20 protein-coding genes are annotated in these 17,173 nt (G+C 57.7%); 6 read left to right on the forward strand and 14 right to left on the reverse strand.

The genetic code is table 11. From position 1 onward, the window contains the following. Positions 1–21: 21 nt before the first annotated feature. The gene (locus CLU80_RS07780) at positions 22–723 is read left to right on the forward strand and encodes a hypothetical protein (protein ID WP_007949995.1); all 702 of its coding nucleotides are present in this window, start codon (positions 22–24) and stop codon (positions 721–723) included. 296 nt (positions 724–1,019) lie between these two features. Here the strand turns inward: CLU80_RS07780 and CLU80_RS07785 are convergent, their stop codons facing one another. From CLU80_RS07785 to hmpA, 8 genes are all read right to left on the reverse strand, one after another. Further along, on the reverse strand, positions 1,020–1,511 hold the full coding sequence (locus CLU80_RS07785; protein ID WP_099757128.1) for a RidA family protein: 492 nt from the start codon (positions 1,509–1,511) through the stop codon (positions 1,020–1,022). Positions 1,512–1,898: 387 nt separating this feature from the next. Continuing rightward, positions 1,899–2,786: a heme o synthase gene (gene cyoE, locus CLU80_RS07790; protein WP_007916939.1), complete on the reverse strand. Its 888-nt coding sequence runs from the start codon at positions 2,784–2,786 to the stop codon at positions 1,899–1,901. Between the two features lie 11 nt (positions 2,787–2,797). Then, the gene (cyoD, locus tag CLU80_RS07795; RefSeq protein WP_007916940.1) at positions 2,798–3,133 is read right to left on the reverse strand and encodes a cytochrome o ubiquinol oxidase subunit IV; all 336 of its coding nucleotides are present in this window, start codon (positions 3,131–3,133) and stop codon (positions 2,798–2,800) included. Next, positions 3,133–3,756, reverse strand: a complete 624-nt coding sequence (gene cyoC, locus CLU80_RS07800) for a cytochrome o ubiquinol oxidase subunit III (RefSeq protein WP_034156084.1) — start codon at positions 3,754–3,756, stop codon at positions 3,133–3,135. Before cyoC ends, cyoD begins: the two co-directional genes overlap by 1 nt. Before the next feature lie 3 nt (positions 3,757–3,759). Further along, positions 3,760–5,790 (reverse strand): cytochrome o ubiquinol oxidase subunit I, encoded by a 2,031-nt coding sequence (gene cyoB / locus CLU80_RS07805; RefSeq protein WP_007916945.1) that lies wholly within the window; start codon positions 5,788–5,790, stop codon positions 3,760–3,762. Between the two features lie 3 nt (positions 5,791–5,793). Next, a complete protein-coding gene (cyoA, locus tag CLU80_RS07810; RefSeq protein ID WP_007916947.1) occupies positions 5,794–6,735 on the reverse strand; it encodes a ubiquinol oxidase subunit II in 942 nt (313 codons plus the stop codon). 843 nt (positions 6,736–7,578) lie between these two features. Continuing rightward, complete coding sequence (locus CLU80_RS07820) at positions 7,579–8,088, reverse strand: disulfide bond formation protein B (RefSeq protein ID WP_025109264.1); 510 nt, start codon at positions 8,086–8,088, stop codon at positions 7,579–7,581. A gap of 235 nt (positions 8,089–8,323) precedes the next feature. Next, positions 8,324–9,505 carry an NO-inducible flavohemoprotein gene (gene hmpA, locus CLU80_RS07825; RefSeq protein WP_099757129.1) on the reverse strand — a complete coding sequence of 394 codons (1,182 nt, stop codon included), beginning with the start codon at positions 9,503–9,505 and terminating at the stop codon, positions 8,324–8,326. A gap of 164 nt (positions 9,506–9,669) precedes the next feature. Here hmpA and norR point away from each other — a divergent pair, with 164 nt between their 5' ends. From norR to CLU80_RS07850, 5 genes are all read left to right on the forward strand, one after another. Further along, on the forward strand, positions 9,670–11,229 hold the full coding sequence (gene norR / locus CLU80_RS07830) for a nitric oxide reductase transcriptional regulator NorR (protein WP_099757130.1): 1,560 nt from the start codon (positions 9,670–9,672) through the stop codon (positions 11,227–11,229). A gap of 326 nt (positions 11,230–11,555) precedes the next feature. After that, complete coding sequence (locus tag CLU80_RS07835; RefSeq protein ID WP_008084803.1) at positions 11,556–12,458, forward strand: chemotaxis protein CheV; 903 nt, start codon at positions 11,556–11,558, stop codon at positions 12,456–12,458. A 27-nt stretch (positions 12,459–12,485) separates the two neighbouring features. After that, positions 12,486–12,944, forward strand: coding sequence for a GNAT family N-acetyltransferase (locus tag CLU80_RS07840; RefSeq protein WP_099757131.1), 459 nt, complete (start codon positions 12,486–12,488; stop codon positions 12,942–12,944). 89 nt (positions 12,945–13,033) lie between these two features. Next, positions 13,034–13,360: a hypothetical protein gene (locus CLU80_RS07845; RefSeq protein WP_099757132.1), complete on the forward strand. Its 327-nt coding sequence runs from the start codon at positions 13,034–13,036 to the stop codon at positions 13,358–13,360. A gap of 83 nt (positions 13,361–13,443) precedes the next feature. Further along, on the forward strand, positions 13,444–14,193 hold the full coding sequence (locus CLU80_RS07850; protein ID WP_099757133.1) for a YkgJ family cysteine cluster protein: 750 nt from the start codon (positions 13,444–13,446) through the stop codon (positions 14,191–14,193). Positions 14,194–14,332: 139 nt separating this feature from the next. On the opposite strand, the gene CLU80_RS30170 is transcribed toward CLU80_RS07850, so the two are convergent. From CLU80_RS30170 to CLU80_RS07875, 6 genes are all read right to left on the reverse strand, one after another. Beyond that, on the reverse strand, positions 14,333–14,488 hold the full coding sequence (locus CLU80_RS30170; RefSeq protein WP_286079715.1) for a hypothetical protein: 156 nt from the start codon (positions 14,486–14,488) through the stop codon (positions 14,333–14,335). A 19-nt stretch (positions 14,489–14,507) separates the two neighbouring features. Next, a complete protein-coding gene (locus CLU80_RS07855) occupies positions 14,508–14,747 on the reverse strand; it encodes a hypothetical protein (RefSeq protein ID WP_038362870.1) in 240 nt (79 codons plus the stop codon). A gap of 111 nt (positions 14,748–14,858) precedes the next feature. Next, positions 14,859–15,164, reverse strand: coding sequence for a hypothetical protein (locus CLU80_RS07860; RefSeq protein WP_099757134.1), 306 nt, complete (start codon positions 15,162–15,164; stop codon positions 14,859–14,861). 129 nt (positions 15,165–15,293) lie between these two features. After that, entirely contained in the window at positions 15,294–15,713 is a 420-nt protein-coding gene (locus CLU80_RS07865; RefSeq protein WP_038362864.1) for a hypothetical protein, read from the reverse strand. Further along, positions 15,676–16,305, reverse strand: a complete 630-nt coding sequence (locus tag CLU80_RS07870; RefSeq protein WP_099759356.1) for a nucleotidyltransferase domain-containing protein — start codon at positions 16,303–16,305, stop codon at positions 15,676–15,678. Before CLU80_RS07870 ends, CLU80_RS07865 begins: the two co-directional genes overlap by 38 nt. A 193-nt stretch (positions 16,306–16,498) precedes the next feature. Continuing rightward, the gene (locus CLU80_RS07875) at positions 16,499–16,861 is read right to left on the reverse strand and encodes a DUF6124 family protein (RefSeq protein ID WP_016985602.1); all 363 of its coding nucleotides are present in this window, start codon (positions 16,859–16,861) and stop codon (positions 16,499–16,501) included. Between the last annotated feature and the right edge of the window lie 312 nt (positions 16,862–17,173).

Consider the following 17,173-nt stretch of genomic DNA (forward strand, 5'->3'; position numbering starts at 1 on the left):
TTAAAAAGTAGTGAAATTTCAATGTCCGATTTCAACACCGCTGAATCCGTAGTCACCGAATCGTCCAAAGCGGAATACGAAAACTCCATCAATCTTTCACAACACCTGCCACAAGCCAAAATCATCAGCGAGATGGTCCTGGACGCGTTCCAGTCGACCCGCGAAAGCGACCAGATCCGCGAGCTGCGCGCGGCGATCCGTCAGGCTCACGACAGCTTCGATGACGACAAGGCCTACGAGCTGATGGGCGAACTCAAGGCGCTGAAAGATGCCGAAGCGGCGGACCTCGCCGCTCTCGAAGACCTCAGCAGCAAGTTCTCGATCGGCCGCATTCTGTCCAGCTTCAAGGACGATCCGGCGTTCCAGGAAATCGTTTATGGCCTGGCCCTCAAGGTGCTGAACCAGACCCACCAGGCGATCAGCAATCCGAGCGGCGGCAAGAGCAAGGCTGCGAAGAAGAAAGAAGTCGAAATCTTCACCATCAGCAAGGACGGCATCAGCGTGACCTTGCCGCTGCGCACGCCACGCTCGCGTCTGAACGTAGACCGTGCAGCGCTGGAGTTCCTCGGTTTCACCTTCGTCGGTGAAGGCGAAGAAGCGGAGCTGGAAAGCGAAGTCTTCGTCGACAACGCGGGTACCGAGCAGGCGGTAAACCGCAAGAACATCATCACCGCACTGCAACAGCAGACTGCGTTTGATGGTTACAGCATCGCCGCGCAGTAATAGCGCAGCCGCTGTACGAAAAAGCCCCGCACTGAGATTCAGTGCGGGGCTTTTTGTTGTCCGGCTTGGGATTCGTGAGGAGGCGAAAATCCTCGCCCCTCATCGGAACGCCGCCCGCCCAGCCCTCTCCCGGGGGAGAGGGAGCCGATCGGGAGATATTCAAGAGATGCACCGAAATGAAAGTACTGCGCCGAATCCACAATCGCCTCAATCTCTCAGGTCGATGTATAGCGCAACACACCTCGGTCAGTCCCCTCTCCCGAGGGAGAGGGTTAGGGCAAGCCGCTAAACCAACCTCAATCCGAAGGATGCAACGCTACAATCATGTCCACTTCAATCGCTGCGTTCTTCGGCAACTGATACACGCCAACTGTAGTGCGCGTATGCCGGCCGGCATCACCGAGCACATGACTGAACACGTCCGAGGCACCGTTGGCCACTTCACTCAGGTCAACGAAGTCCGGCGTCGACTTCACGTAAACAGTGACCCGCAACAACGCCTTGATCTTGTCCAGCGAACCCACCGCATCAACAATCAGCGCCAGACAACGCATCGCACTGATGCTCGCGGCGGCTTGCGCATCCTTGAGGGTCAGCTCCAGGCCGACACGCCCCGGGTACTGAATCTTGCCGTTAGTGCGCGGCACCATGCCGCTGATATACAGCTCATCATGATGACGGATCAGCGGCGCGTAATTGCCGCCGGCGGTGTTCTCACCATAGATGTCGTAGTTCAGCTCTTGGGCCAGGGCAATAAAACGCTCGTCGCAGGTCATCCTCTCAGTCATTTCGCCCAGCCTTTTGATCAGTGCATGAAGAAGCTCGAATCACGGCAGTAAAACACCGAAAAAATGGCTAGGTGATATCACTGTCGGGGTTGGATCCAAATCTAGGGGTTTTGAACTCCACTCGCAACCCTCACCCTAGCCCTCTCCCAGAGGGAGAGGGAACTAATTGCGGGATATTGACGAGATACACCGACCTGAAAGCGCTCTACCGAATCCAGAATCGCCAAGATTCTTCAGGTCGACGGCGGATTCAAGACAACTCGGTCGGCCCCCTCTCCCTCTGGGAGAGGGCCGGGCGGGCGGCGTTCCGATGAGGGGCTTTACGCCAGGCAACAAAAAACCCCGCACATCTCTCAATGTGCGGGGTTTTTCTTCAAGCCTCGAACCTTACGGCGCGTACGTCAGCAGCAACTCTGCAGGCACCTTGAAGTCCAGGGACATCATGACGCTCAACGCAGTGATGGTGAAGATCGAGAACACGAACAGCTTGCGTGCCCAGACCGTGTCATCCACTGCCTTGTAGCCGGTCCAGGCCATGTACAACCAGTACATGCCCATGGCCGCAGCCACCGCGAGATAGCTCATGCCAGCGTAACCGCTGAAGGTCAGCATCAAGGTCGCTACAAGGAACGCCAGGATGTAGAGCAGGATGTGCTTCTTGGCCACTTGAATACCGCGCTTCACTGGCAACACCGGAATCGATGCGGCCAGGTAATCGTTGAAGCGGAAGATCGCGATGGCGTAGGAATGCGGCATCTGCCACAGGCTGAACATCACCAGCAACGTCAGCGCGGCCATGTCGAAGCTGTTGGTTACGGCAACGTAACCGATCACTGGCGGCATGGCGCCCGACAGACTGCCCACCAGCGTGCCGTGAACCGACTTGCGCTTGAGGTACAGGCTGTAGAAGCCGACGTAGATGATGAAGCCGATCACCGCGAACAAAGCGGCCAACGGGTTGGCCACCTTGTACAACAACGCAACGCCGAGAACACCAAGGATGGTCGCGTAGACCAGGGCCAGTTTCAGGGAGATCAAGCCCTGCACCAGCACTCGGTTTTTAGTGCGTTCCATCTTCAGGTCGATGTCGCGGTCGATGCAGTTGTTGAACACGCAACCGGAGGCAACAACCAGGGATGTACCGATCATGGCAGCCAGAAACACCGCCAGATCCACATGCCCTTTCGAGGCCAGGAAAAACCCGCCTGCCACAGAAAGCACGTTACCGAAAATGATCCCCGGTTTGGTGATTTGGATAAAGTGCTTGAGCGACATCGGGTCTTACCTCACTTCGCCATCATGTAGGTGTGGATGCTGAACATGATCCACAACGACAGGCCAACCAGCAGCACGATCACGATCGCCGTAAAGACGAATGCAATCACGTTGTTACGCTGAGCAATGGAACGGTCCAGGTGCAGGAAGTAATACAGGTGAACAATCACCTGGATTACTGCGAACAGCAGAACGATTGCCAGCGTGGTGGCCTTCGGCAGGCTCGGGTACATCACCAGACCGAATGGAATCACGGTCAGGATCACCGACAGGATGAAGCCAATGGCGTACGACTTTACGCTGCCGTGGCCAGCATCATGGCTGTCATGGGAGTGTGCATTAGCCATTACAGAGTCCCCATCAGGTAAACAACGGTGAATACGCAGATCCACACCACGTCCAGGAAGTGCCAGAACAGGCTCAGGCAGCTCAGACGGGTCTTGTTGGTCGCCGTCAGGCCGTGCTTGTTGACCTGGTACATCATGATGCCCATCCAGATCAGACCCGCCGAAACGTGCAGACCGTGGGTACCGACCAGGGTGAAGAACGCGGACAGGAAGCCCGAACGGCTAGGACCGAAGCCCTCGGAGATCAGCAGGTGGAACTCGTTGATCTCCATGGCGATAAAGCCTGCACCGAGCAGGAAGGTCATGAACAACCAACCCAGAACCTGCTGCTTCTTGCCTTTGAACAGCGCCAGCATGGCGAAGCCGTAGGTGATCGAACTGAACAACAGCAGAGCGGTTTCGCCCAGCACGTATGGCAGTTCGAAGATGTCGTGGCCCGACGGGCCACCGGCAACGTTGTTTACCAGTACTGCGTACACCGCGAAGATCGACGCAAACAGAATGCAGTCGGTCATCAGGTAGAGCCAGAAACCGTATACGGTCATCTCGCCCGAGTCGTGGTGATGGTCATCGTGCCCATGGTCACCATGGGCGTGTCCAACATTGGTCACTAAGTTCGACATGGTTTAAGCCTGTTCCAACGAGGTTTCAACACGGGTGGCACCGGCCGGGATTTTCCCTGCCGCAACCAGACGCTTGTGCTGCTCGGCTTCGATACGCTCGATCGTTTCAACCGGAACCATATAGCCCTGGTCGTCACGTGCAGCGTGGATCACGAAGTAGATGACGGTGCCGGCCAGGCTGGCGATTGCCAACCACCAGATGTGCCAGATCATCGCGAAACCGAAGACGGTCAACAGTGCGCCCATCACCACGCCAGTGGCGGTGTTGTTCGGCATGTGGATCGGCTCGTACTTGGCCGGACGCTGGTACGCAGTACCGTTTTCCTTGGCTTCGGTGAACGGGTCGATGCAGTCAGCCTTAGGCAGCACAGCAAAGTTGTAGAACGGAGGTGGCGACGAGGTCGACCATTCCAGGGTGTGTGCATTCCACGGGTCACCGTGATCGCAAACGTTCTCTGGCTTGTTGCGGTCGCGCACACTGACGTACAGCTGGATCAGTTGGCAGGCGATACCGACAGCGATCATCACCGCACCGAACATGGCAACGTACAGGTACGGTACCCACTCAGGGTTGGTGGTGGCGTTCAGACGACGGGTCATGCCCATGAAGCCCAGTGCATAGAGCGGCATGAACGCGACGAAGAAGCCCGAGATCCAGAACCAGAACGCTGCTTTACCCCAGCCTTCGTGCAGCTTGAAGCCGAACGCTTTCGGGAAGTAGAACGCGAAACCAGCGATGTAACCGAATACCGCGCCGCCGATGATCACGTTGTGGAAGTGCGCAATCACGAACAGGCTGTTGTGCAGAACGAAGTCAGCACCCGGGATGGCCAGCAGTACGCCGGTCATGCCGCCGATGGCGAAGGTCACCATGAAGCCCAGAGTCCACAGAACCTGGCTGGTGAAGCGCAGACGGCCCTGGTAGATGGTGAACAGCCAGTTGAATAGCTTCACACCCGTCGGGATGGAAATGAGCATCGTCGCCAGACCGAAGAAGGCGTTGACGCTGGCACCCGAACCCATGGTGAAGAAGTGGTGCAGCCAAACCATGAAGCCCAGTACCGAGATCGCGCCCGAGGCGTAGATCATCGAGTGGTGGCCGAACAGTTTCTTGCCGGTGAACGCCGAGATCACTTCCGAGAAGATGCCGAATGCCGGCAGGATCAGGATGTAAACCTCAGGGTGGCCCCAGGCCCAGAACAGGTTGACGTACATCATTGGATTGCCACCAAGTTCATTGGTGAAAATGTGGAAATCCATGTAACGGTCAAGGGTCAGCAGTGCCAGGGTAGCGGTCAGGATCGGGAACGAAGCCACGATCAGAACGTTTGCCCAGGTGCAGGTCCAGGTGAAGATCGGCATGTCCATCAGTTTCATGCCAGGGGTACGCATTTTCAGTACGGTCGCGAGGAAGTTAACCCCCGTTAGCGTCGTACCTAACCCGGATAGCTGTAGCGCCCAGATGTAGTAGTCCATGCCCACGCCAGGGCTGTATTGCAGACCCGACAATGGTGGATAGGCAACCCAACCGGTCTTGGCGAATTCGCCGACGCCCAGGGACAGGTTGATCAGCACTACGCCGGAAACCAGCAGCCAGAAGCTCAGGGAGTTCAGGAACGGGAACGCAACGTCACGCGCGCCGATCTGCAGCGGCACTGCAAGGTTCATCAGGCCGGTGAAGAATGGCATCGCCATGAAGATGATCATGATCACACCGTGAGCGGTGAAGATCTGGTCATAGTGTTCAGGTGGCAGGTAGCCAGGCGAACCCTCGGTGGCCATAGCCAACTGGGTACGCATCATGATGGCGTCGGCAAAACCGCGCAGCAGCATGACCATGGCAACGATGATGTACATCACGCCGATTTTCTTGTGGTCGACCGAAGTCAGCCACTCGGTCCACAAGTAGGTCCACTTCTTGAAGTAGGTGATTGCAGCGAACAGCGCCAGACCACCGAGGGCGATCATGGCGATGGTCACCATCACGATCGGCTCGTGGAATGGGACTGCTTCCCAACTTAATTTACCAAACATCGTTTACTCCTCTGCCCCGGCAGCTGAATGCGAACTCGAGTCAATTTCCGTGGCCGCCACTTCTTTCTCTTTCTTCTCGTGCTTCAGCGGCTTGCCCGGCTTCATACCTTCGTACTTGTCGACGATGATCTGGAACTGGTTCGGCGTGACCGAGGAGTAGAGCTCGACTGGGTTGTTCTGGCTCGGTTTGGCAAGGGCCGCGTATTCAGCTTGATCAAGCTGTTTAGGTGACTTCTTGACTTCACTTACCCAGGCGTCGAAATCTTCCTGAGTGGTGGAGATAGCCTTGAATTTCATACCGGTGAAACCCGCGCCGCTGTAGTTGGCGGAGATACCGTCCATTTCAGCGTTACGGTCAGCGATCAGGTGCAGCTTGGTCTGCATGCCCGCCATCGCGTAGATCTGGCCGCCCAGACCCGGGATGAAGAACGAGTTCATCACAGCGTCAGAGGTGATCTTGAAGTTGATTGGCGTGTGCGCCGGGAACACGATCTTGTTGACCGTGGCGATGCCTTGTTCCGGGTAGATGAACAGCCACTTCCAGTCCAGCGCAACGACTTCGATGGTCACAGGCTTGACGTCGGATTGAATCGGACGATACGGGTCCAGTTCGTGGGTCGAAATGTAGGTGATGTAACCCAGGGCAATGATGATCAGGACCGGGATGGTCCAGACTGCCACTTCGATTTTGGTCGAGTGCGACCATTTCGGGGTGTAGACGGCGTTCTTGTTCGACGCGCGGTACTTCCAGGCGAACAGGAAGGTCATGACGATAACCGGCACAACGACCAACAGCATCAGCAGGGTCGCGGTGATGATCAGGTTTCGCTGTTCCAGGCCAACCTGGCCCGTTGGATTGAGCAAGGTCATGTTGCAGCCTCCCAGCAACAACGTGCCGAGCAGCGGCACTAGGCCTAGTAATCTGGGGTACCTGTTTTTACTCATCTCACGACCTCTAAAGCAGCTTGCGCAATGCAGTTGGGTTTTGATCGCCAACACTTCACCCTGCCAAGGGTTGGCATTTTCTTTGGATTGAATAAGGGCCGCCCGTCGCGCGTCAGACGCTCGACAAAACCTGGGACAGCGGTCAGTTCTTATTCGAATTCGTGGTCAAAGGCCTTGTTACAGACCAATTCCATTTGGTGCGGAAAGTTGGAAGGCACCGACACCTGGGTGTCTTGAAAGCCTTTCGACTCACTCGACACCCGACTTTCTGCGCAGCGCCTTAATAAAAAAGCGTTCCTTAATAAAGGCTGAACAGTGCCGGGAATTCAGTGCGGGCGATTGTAGATAGGTAGCGCCCTATACACCATGTCTTATCCCGAAATAATTTTTATCCGTTCGAGCAACAATGCATCGCCATTTTTGCAAAAGTTCCACATGTTATCGAAATAGATTCTCAACAAAAACACCAAAAAATGTAGGTGTACCCGCGTCAGTTCAGACAGCTCCGAAGGCTATTTCCGAACGCTGGAACAGCGCAAAGCCCGATAACCCAAGGCTTTTGGCCATATACCCGCGCTTGTTAAAACTGCCTGCTCTGGCACTCGCGTGCTAAAGCCGAAAAACCCCGAAACTGACCAATCCTTTTTTGTAACAACGGCCGATTCCGCGTCACTCAATGGCCCTGCGACATGGCGCGTGTGACAACATGTCGCACACTTGCCACACCCTTCCTTGCCACCCGTCACGGTGTTTTCACAAACACCGTGAAAAGCAAAACGCCCCGATTGGCTGATCCGCAAATCGAGGCGTTTTCTGTATCGGCCAGACAGCCGATTAGTTGACTCAGCGCAGTGCTTTTCGGTTACGCGAGGTCAGCAGCGGCACCAGGATCACCACCAGCACGAACGCCACCAGTGCCCATTGTGCCAACGACAAGCCAAGGATCGGCGGGTACGGCGTCGAGCAGAAACCGTCAACCTGGAAGCCCAGCGGGAAGATCTTCGCCAGCGGCAGATCATCGACAATCGGCTGCAGCACATCGATGCCGCAACTCACCGCCGGATAGAACTGGGTGTACACGTGATGCCCGGCCACACCGGCCCCGGCAATCGCACAAATCACCACCAACACCTCGAACACGGTGATGCTGCGACGGGTGCGCATGGCCGCGCCGATGAACGCGAACAGCGCGATCAGCAGCAACGCATAGCGCTGCAAGATGCACAGCGGGCACGGCGCTTCGCCGAGCACGATCTGCATATATAGAGCGCCACCGATCAGCGCCAGGCAGATGATCCCCAACAGCACCAGAAAGCGCCGCTCACGGCCCAACCGAATCGTTTCCTCGCTCATCGCGTTTCCCTTTTATGTCCATGGTTCAACCGGCTCGCGGCTGAAGGTTGTCGCAAGTCTACACCGGGGGAATAAACGATAAAGCGGTTAAGAAACGATTAACCTTGGATCATGTTTCACAAATTCAGACCGCATAACGGCCTTCGCGAGCAAGCTCGCTCCCACATTGGATCTGCGTCAAATAAAGATCCTGTGGGAGCGAGCTTGCTCGCGAAGGGGGCGACTCGGTCTTAAATCATTCCAAAGCCGAAGCCGGCCCGAAGAACTCATAACGGCTTTGTTTCTCCGGCACACCCAGCGCTTTCAAATGCCGCTTGATCGCCCCCATGAAACCCTTCGGCCCAAGGAAGTAGGCGTCGACATCACGCTGCTGCGGCAACCACTCGCCAAGCTGTGCCTGATCCAGGATCCCGACCTTGTCCGCTGCCGGACTCACACCGTCATCCTCGGCGTAGCAATAAAAACGCTTGAGTTGCGGATGACGTTCAGCCAGTTCATCAATCCAGTCGCGGAACGCATGCACGCTGCCATTGCGCGCGCAGTGGATAAAGTGCACCGGACGCTCGGTTTCCAGCGCGGCTTCAAGCATCGCCAGAGTTGGCGTGATGCCGACGCCGCCGCTGATCAACACCAACGGCTTGTCGCTCGCGTTCAAAGTGAACTCACCCGATGGCGGGAACAGCTGGATGCTCGCGCCGACCTGCAATTGATCGTGCAAGTGATTGGAGGCACGACCACCCGGTTCGCGTTTGACGCTGATGCGGTACTGACCGTTGTTCGCCAGTGCCGACAGCGAGTAGTTGCGGCGGATTTCTTCGCCATCGAGGATCAGCTTCATGCCGATGTATTGACCCGGTTCGGCCGCGAGAATCGGGCCTTTGTCTGCCGGCTCAAAGTAGAACGAAATGATTTCCGCGCTCTCCTCGACCCTGGCCGCGACGATGAATTCACGCGCCCCGCGCCAGCCGCCGACGGCTTGTTCTTTCTGGTCATAGATCGCGGTTTCGGCGCCGATCAGAATGTCCGCCAGTTGACCGTACGCCGCGCCCCACGCGCTCATCACTTCTGGCGTGGCAATCTCTTCGCCGAGCACTTCGGAAATAGCGCGGAGCAGACAGGCACCGACAATCGGGTAATGCTCCGGAAGAATCTGCAAGGCAACGTGCTTGTTGATGATCTTCGCCACCAGATCACCCAACTGGTCGAGCTGATCGATGTGCCGCGCGTACATCAACACGCCGTTGGCCAAGGCGCGCGGCTGGTCACCGCTGGCCTGGTGGGCCTGGTTGAACAGCGGCCGGACCTCAGGGTATTCAGAGAGCATCATGCGGTAGAAGTGAGTGATCAGCGCTTCGCCGCCGCTTTCCAGCAGAGGCACGGTGGATTTGACGATGGCACGATCCTGAACGCTAAGCATAAGGTTGACTCCTGAGCTTCTTTGAAAAGTTACCTTAGGGTTATCAGATTCCGTGCCAATTTATTTTTTCTAATAAATCAATAACTTAATAACTATGTAGTCATAACGACCCAAAGGCCTTTATAGTCATCCCGACTACATCTTGTCTCTTTGACTACAAGACCATGACCGCAAAATCCCTGCTCACCGCCCTGCTGCCCTTAGTTTCCGATTTGTCCCGCGAACTGCCCGAGGGCGAGCGTTATCGACGCCTGCTCGAAGCCATGCGCGCCCTGCTGCCCTGCGATGCAGCGGCGTTGTTGCGTCTCGACGGTGAATCGCTGGTACCGCTGGCCGTGGACGGTTTAAGTACGGACACCCTCGGTCGGCGCTTCAAAGTCAGCGAGCACCCGCGTTTCGAAATTCTCCTCAGCGGAGCCGGACCCACGCGCTTCGCCGCCGACAGCGACTTGCCCGATCCTTATGACGGTCTCGTCGACGGACTCGACGAGCATCTGGAGGTTCACGATTGCCTCGGCTGCCCTTTATTTGTCGATGAAAAACTCTGGGGCCTGATCACCCTCGACGCTCTCGACCCCGAGCGTTTCGAACCGATCGAACTCGACGCCCTGCAAGCCTTCGCCAGCCTCGCCTCGGCCACGGTCAACGCCGCCGAACGTATAGAACGTCTGGCCAATCGCGCAGAAGACGAGCACCAGCGCGCCGAGGTTTATCGTCAGGCCAGCGGCCAGCAGAACCGCGAAATGATCGGCCAGAGCAAGGCGCTGAAGAAGTTAGTGGAAGAGATCAATCTGGTCGGCGGCAGCGATCTGACGGTGTTGATCACCGGGGAAACCGGCGTCGGCAAAGAACTGGTCGCCCAAGCGATTCACGCCGCCTCTCCCCGCGCCGAAAAACCAATCATCAGCCTCAACTGCGCCGCCCTGCCCGACACGCTGGTAGAAAGCGAACTGTTCGGCCACGTGCGCGGCGCCTTCACCGGCGCCACCAGCGACCGACGCGGCAAGTTCGAACTGGCCAATGGCGGTACGTTGTTTCTCGATGAAGTCGGTGAATTGTCGCTGACCGTGCAGGCGAAATTGCTCCGCGTTTTGCAGAGCGGCCAGTTGCAACGTTTGGGCTCGGACAAGGAGCATCAGGTCGATGTGCGCCTGATTGCCGCGACCAACCGTGACCTGGCCGAAGAAGTACGCAGCGGCCGCTATCGCGCCGACTTCTACCATCGCCTGAGTGTGTACCCGCTGCGCGTACCGGCGCTGCGTGATCGTGGCCGCGATGTGTTGTTGCTCAGTGGTTTCTTCCTCGAACAGAACCGCTCGCGCATGGGCCTCAACAGCCTGCGCCTGAACAGCGAAGCCCAGGAAGCACTGCTCGCCTACACTTGGCCGGGCAACGTGCGAGAGCTGGAACACTTGATCGGGCGCAGTGCGTTGAAGGCGCTGGGCAACTGCAAGGTGCGGCCGAAGATTCTCAGTTTGAGCGCGGCGGATCTGGATTTACCGCGCGAGGTTGTGGATAACTCGGTTGAAGCGGTTGCCGGAGTTGTGGCTGAGATGCCGCTGATCAGCGGGGATCTGCGCAGTGCGACCGAGCAATATCAGCGGCGCTTGATCAGTGCGGCGCTGGAACGTAATCAGGATAACTGGGCGAGTGCGGCGCGGGAGTTGGGGTTGGATCGGGCGAATCTTGGGCGTATGGCCAAACGACTAGGCATGAAGAGCTAAAAGCACACCCTCACCCTAGCCCTCTCCCGGAGGGAGAGGGGACCGACCCGGGGATGCTTAAGAAACACGCAGACCTGAATCTGCTTTACCGAATCCATAATCGACTCGGTCATTCAGGTCGATGTACAACGCCAGACACCTCGGTCGGCCCCCTCTACCTCTGGGAGAGGGCTGGGGTGAGGGGCAGTGATAGAGAGAACAGCGATCAACTCAAGCCGACCACCCGACAACTAACCTAAAGCCCACCCCTTTAACGCCGATAACCCGGCATCAATAGTTTTTGGCGATTTGCACCCTCGCCCACCACCTTTCCACAGAAGGTTCATATGTCCTCCACCAAAGCCCGCGCAGACTCACTTTCGCTTCTGCTGTTTACCTTGCGCAGCGGCAAGCTGATGGCGATCAACCTGCTGAAAGTCAGTGAAATCATCCCCTGCCCGCCGCTGACCAAGCTGCCGGAGTCGCACCCGCACGTGAAAGGCATCGCCACCCTGCGCGGTGCTTCGCTGTCGGTGATCGACCTCAGCCGCGCCATCGGCGAACGCCCGCTGGAAGACCCGAACGGCGGCTGCCTGATCGTCACCGACGTCAGCCGCTCCAAGCAGGGCCTGCATGTACAAGCGGTGAGCAAAATCGTCCACTGCCTGACCACCGACATCAAACCGCCTCCGTTCGGTTCCGGCGGCTCGCGTGCCTACATCACCGGCGTGACATCGGTGGACGGCACGCTGGTGCAGGTGCTGGATATCGAAAAGGTTATCCACAGCATCGCCCCGGCGCAGATCGAAATGGCCCCGACCGACCTGACCATGGAAGACGCCGAGGTGCTCGGCAACGCACGCATCCTGGTGGTCGACGACAGCCAGGTGGCGCTGCAGCAATCGGTGCACACCCTGCGCAACCTCGGCCTGCAATGCCACACAGCACGCAGCGCCAAGGAAGCCATCGACTGCCTGCTCGACCTGCAAGGCACGGCGCAGCAGATCAACCTGATCGTCTCCGACATCGAAATGTCCGAGATGGACGGCTACGCCTTCACCCGTACCCTGCGCGAGACTCCGGACTTCGCCCATTTGTACGTGCTGCTGCACACCTCGCTCGACAGCGCGATGAACAGCGAAAAAGCGCGTCTGGCCGGGGCGAACGGTGTGCTGACCAAGTTCTCCTCGCCGGAACTGACCCACTGCCTGATCGAAGCGGCCAAACACGTCGCCGCCCACGGGCACTGAGTCTTGGCCCAGAGGTATTGTTTTTTGATGCGGCGCGATCTGGGCAAGGACGCGCCGGATGCGCTTTGGCCTCAAGGCATTGAACTGTGTACGTACTCCGTCGAACTGGCGGCGGACGTGCATGACTTGATGCAACTCGGCTACCGCGAAGGCGGCGGCCGAGTGCCGGCGCTGGACGTTTGGCAGCAGCAGTTCGAAACCGATCCTGAATACGATCCGAGCCTGTGTTTGATTGCCCGTGATGGCGAAGGCGTGGTCGGCGTGGCGCAATGCTGGACCAGCTCGTATATCAAGAATCTGGTGGTGCATCCGCGCATGCAGGGCCGAGGATTAGGCCGGGCGTTGCTGTTCAATGCATTCAAGGTGTTTCAGCAGCGCCGTGAAGGGTTTGTTGATCTGAAAGTGCTGGAGGACAACCAGCGGGCGCAGCGCTTGTATGAAAGTGCCGGGATGTATGTGGTCCGCCGCGAGCTGGTGCCGGACTGATCGACCGTCTTCGCGAGCAGGCCAGCACAGGCAACTTCCCTTCTCAGGCGCACTCCAACCTTGGCCCCCCACGACCAAGGACGCCCACCATGAAAACCTTCACCGCAAGCCTGCTCTGCCTCACCGCCCTCGCCTCCCAGGCGCACGCCTCCAGCCCCGACGCCTGGGCCGCCTACGACAAAACCGTACTCGCCAGTTGCAGCAAAGCCAGCGGCCTGAAAAACGCCAAACCGGTCGGCACCCCCGCACAATTCGATGACCGCGTCGGCTACACCGCCGTGTTGCTGCAAGGCCAATACCCGCAAAAACACATGAAAGGTCAGCAAGGCACCGAACTGTGTCTGTACAACAAACAGTCGAAAACCGCCTTCGTCACCGAGTGGGATTCGATCCGCCCGCCCGTTAAAACCAAGTGAATGGCGCATAACTTGCTTCGATCCAGTTCTGTGCGGTGGTTTTCCGCCACCGTTTCACACCCTGATTGAAGACAGATCGCTCAATGAATACGACGTTTTCCTGCGTAGGCTGCGGCAAATGCTGCACCGATCACCATGTCCCGCTGACCCTGACCGAAGCCCGCATGTGGGCGGCGGATGGCGGTCAGGTGATCGTGCTGGTCGAGGCATTTCTCGGTAATGGCCTGGGTTTGCCGGCGCAGCAGCGGGAACATGCCGAACGGCGCTCAGCGCTCGTTCGCAGCGGCGCGGCAGACGCCCATGTGGCGATCACTTTCGCCGCGTACAACGTCGGCCCCTGTCGGAATCTTGACGAAGACAAGTTGTGCCGGATCTACGAGCGACGGCCGTTGGTGTGCCGCATTTATCCGGCAGAAATCAATCCGCATATCCCGCTCAACCCTGCCGCCAAGGATTGTCCGCCGGAGTCCTGGCAACAGGGGCCGGTGTTGATTGCCGGCGGTGAGTTGGTGGATCGGGAACTGGTGGAGTTGATTCAGCGCTCGCGCCAGGCCGATCGGGATGACATCGGCATCAAGGACGCGATCTGCGCGATGCTCGGGATTCGCACCACAGCGCTGAAGGGAGACGGGTTTACTGCGTACTTGCCGAATATGAGTGCTTTTGCTTCGGTGATTGATCAGGTCACCGCGCAACCGCTGACGACGACTCCGAGTGAGTGGGTGTTTCATGTGTCCGGGGATGATGTTGCCGGGCAAGTGCTAGCGGCCGGGGCACAGGTGGTGACTGAGCCGGCGCAGACGTATGCGTTTATCTCGCTGCGCGCGGCTTGATCCAGATTCTTAAGCGCCTATCCGGGCCTCTTCGCGAGCAAGCTCGCTCCCACAGAGATTGTGTCGTGCACGAATTTTATGAACGACCGAAAAACCTGTGGGAGCGAGCTTGCTCGCGAAGACGCCGGCCCGGACAATCTCAATCGCGGATCTGCCGCCGCGCCCAGAACTCCCGCGCCAGCAACCTTAAATCACCGGCCACCCCCGCCACGTCCTCGGAGTTGCGCTGACTCTGCCGCCCCTCATCCAGCGCCACATCGACGTTGCGACCGGTCACCGGGAGATTGATCTTCATGGGATAGCGCGAATAAAACTCAGCGCTTGCCCATCGAACGGCGGGTGCCCGGCGGCGCCATGCCCGGGGTCTTGGTGTGGCCGTTCTTGGCGCCGTTCTTGTACCACGGCTGGTTCGAGCCTTTGGCAGAAGCCAGCTCGCCCGGTTTGAACGGAAATTTGAACGCCGGGATATCGGCTTTGGTTTCGCTGGTATCGGCCAGTTCAGCCGAGACATCGCTCACAGCGTCGTCAACCGGCGGCAGGGTCGGGGAAGTCATAAAAGCTCCGGAAAGCAAAAAGTCGGGCCCGATCAGTGAGCCGCGAAGGCGCGCAGTATACCTGTGCGCCATGGCTCGGCACCTGAAGATTTGCAGCGCACGCCGAACGGTTTACAGGTAGGTGATGGTGACGATGCCTTTGTCGGCCGAGGTCTTCAGCGCTTCATAGCGCATGGAAATCGGCAGCGACTGATGGCTACAGGCGTTGCGCTCAGTGTCGACATCGACTTTCACGCCGGGCTTGATTTCAATCTGGCGAGACTCACGAGCAGCAAACGCCCCGACCGGCCCGACCTGACAACCCGAATCAACGATTTGCCCGGTGAAGCGGATCTCACCGGATTGACTGGCCGGCGCGGCGAATGCTGTGAGTGGAAGCAAGAGAAGCACATACGGCAGAGCGGTTTTCAGTTGCATTTCAAGACACTCCCGGGGTGAGCGGCCCAGAGAGATATGCGCCGCGCGCAGCCTGAGCCATACAAGCTGTATCCGCTCATAGAGGCGGATCTTTAAGAGACTAGTCAGGATCGCAAGCCGTGCAGGATGTCAGTTCATTCGTTGCTGGACGTTACTCAACAATTGCGAGGCGCTTTCCAACAACTGCGCCAGAAGCGCGTCATCCTCATCCATATACCCTTCGTATTCCGCGAGATTGCGCCGCTCATGACACAACGCGAACAATCGCACCTGAACCTTGCTGATATGCGCCGTATGCACCAGACACTGAAAGACCAGATAGCGTTTATCCGATCGATAGCCACTCAATCGGAGCGCCGTCAGCGCCAACGCGTGCGCTGCGTTATAAGCCAAGTCGAAACGGCTGGAAAAAGACAAAGTAGAAGTTTGCGCATCCTTGAGCCGATCCACGGCCGAGCGCATCAAGCCCTCGCACTCCTTGCGATCCGGCGGCTCCGCTTTCAGCCCACCGCTACGTAGAAGATTCTCCAGACTCTCGTTGCTGCCCATCCTTGGACTCCAAAGGGTTTGCCCCTAACAGATCGATTTTTTCCTGCTGCACCACCCGCACGACAAAGCTGTTTCGCGCAGCCAGTTTCGCCGCCCAGTCTTGCGGGGTGTAAAGCGTTGGGTTGATGGGACGACCCAATTGCTCCTCCATGGGCATGAGCCGTTCCATGACGTCACTGTAGTGCAGGCCTTCGCCAATCAGCATGAGATCAATGTCACTGAGTGTGTTTGCTGAGTCTTTGGCGATGGAGCCATAGACAAACGCCCAGGTGATCTGCTCGGTAAACGGCTGCAATGCCTGACGCAGAGGCTCGGCGATACCAAACGTCTTGCGGGCGATACCCAGTAGTTCGGCATAGATGGGACAGGTGGGATTGGCCTGGTAATGGTTCTGATTGCCCACCCTTGTCATGCGCAACACACCGGCTCGCTGCAGACGGTCGAGTTCACGCATGAGACTGCCTTTGCCAACACACGCCCAGCGCGCGATCTCATTGGCATAGAAAGTCTGGTCAGGCTTACCGAACAGCAGACCCAAAACTTTTTGTTGAGTGGTGGTAAACAGCGCTTCGCTTAGAGAGATAGTTTCCACTGTGAAGGCCAAAGAGTCCCAAAAAGGGAACGATAGGTCCCTTTTTGGGACTTATCAACCTTGAGGATATTTCCATAGACAGCGGCCACAGAACAATCGCCATCGCAAACAGGCTAACACCTACATTTTGATTGCGGTCCCCTTGTAGGAGCGAGCCTGCTCGCGAAGAACGATAACGCGCTGTTCGGACGGATTACGTTTGTGGATCAACCCGATCCAGCGCCCGGTTTACCGCCAGCTCGGCGAGCATGACTATCTGCTGGATCGCCAGCGCCGTACTGCGCTGCGGGCGACTGAGCTGATCGGCCAGATCACCGGCCATGACATTGGCTGAAGCCAGCGATTCGCAGGCGTGGGCAAGCAGACTTTCGGTGTCGATGTTCGGGTGGATGAGGAACATCGTACTGGGCTGACGCGGTTTGACCGGTTCGGGGCAAAGGTAGAAATCGAGCGCGCGCTTGATGGCTTCGCGGGTTTTGATCTGGTCGTCGGCGCGGATGGCGTCTTCGAGTGGGGTGGTGGGATCGATGGGTGGATCGGGTACGGGCTTAGTCATTTACTCAGTCCTCACTGATTGGAGCCAACAATTACCGTTTCTCACGCGGCGAATTGGGTGGCAGCTACGTACGGGGTGAGAAACCGGGCAAGGACCAGTAAAACCTCCGGCCGGACCGAAGTCCGCCCGTACATAGCCGCCATAAAAATGCAGGCAGCAATCAGCTGGCGCCGATTATGACGGTACTGGTATTGGAATAATACTTAGCCCGGGTTCTCACACCCGATCACCGAGTTTTCGGCGACAGCCAAAGACTAGAGAGCGTACGTCCGACGGACAACCTGAAAACCTTGTGGGAAGGTTCTGGTTATT

This window comes from Pseudomonas sp. 29 (assembly GCF_002754355.1).
Lineage (GTDB): Bacteria > Pseudomonadota > Gammaproteobacteria > Pseudomonadales > Pseudomonadaceae > Aquipseudomonas > Aquipseudomonas neuropathica.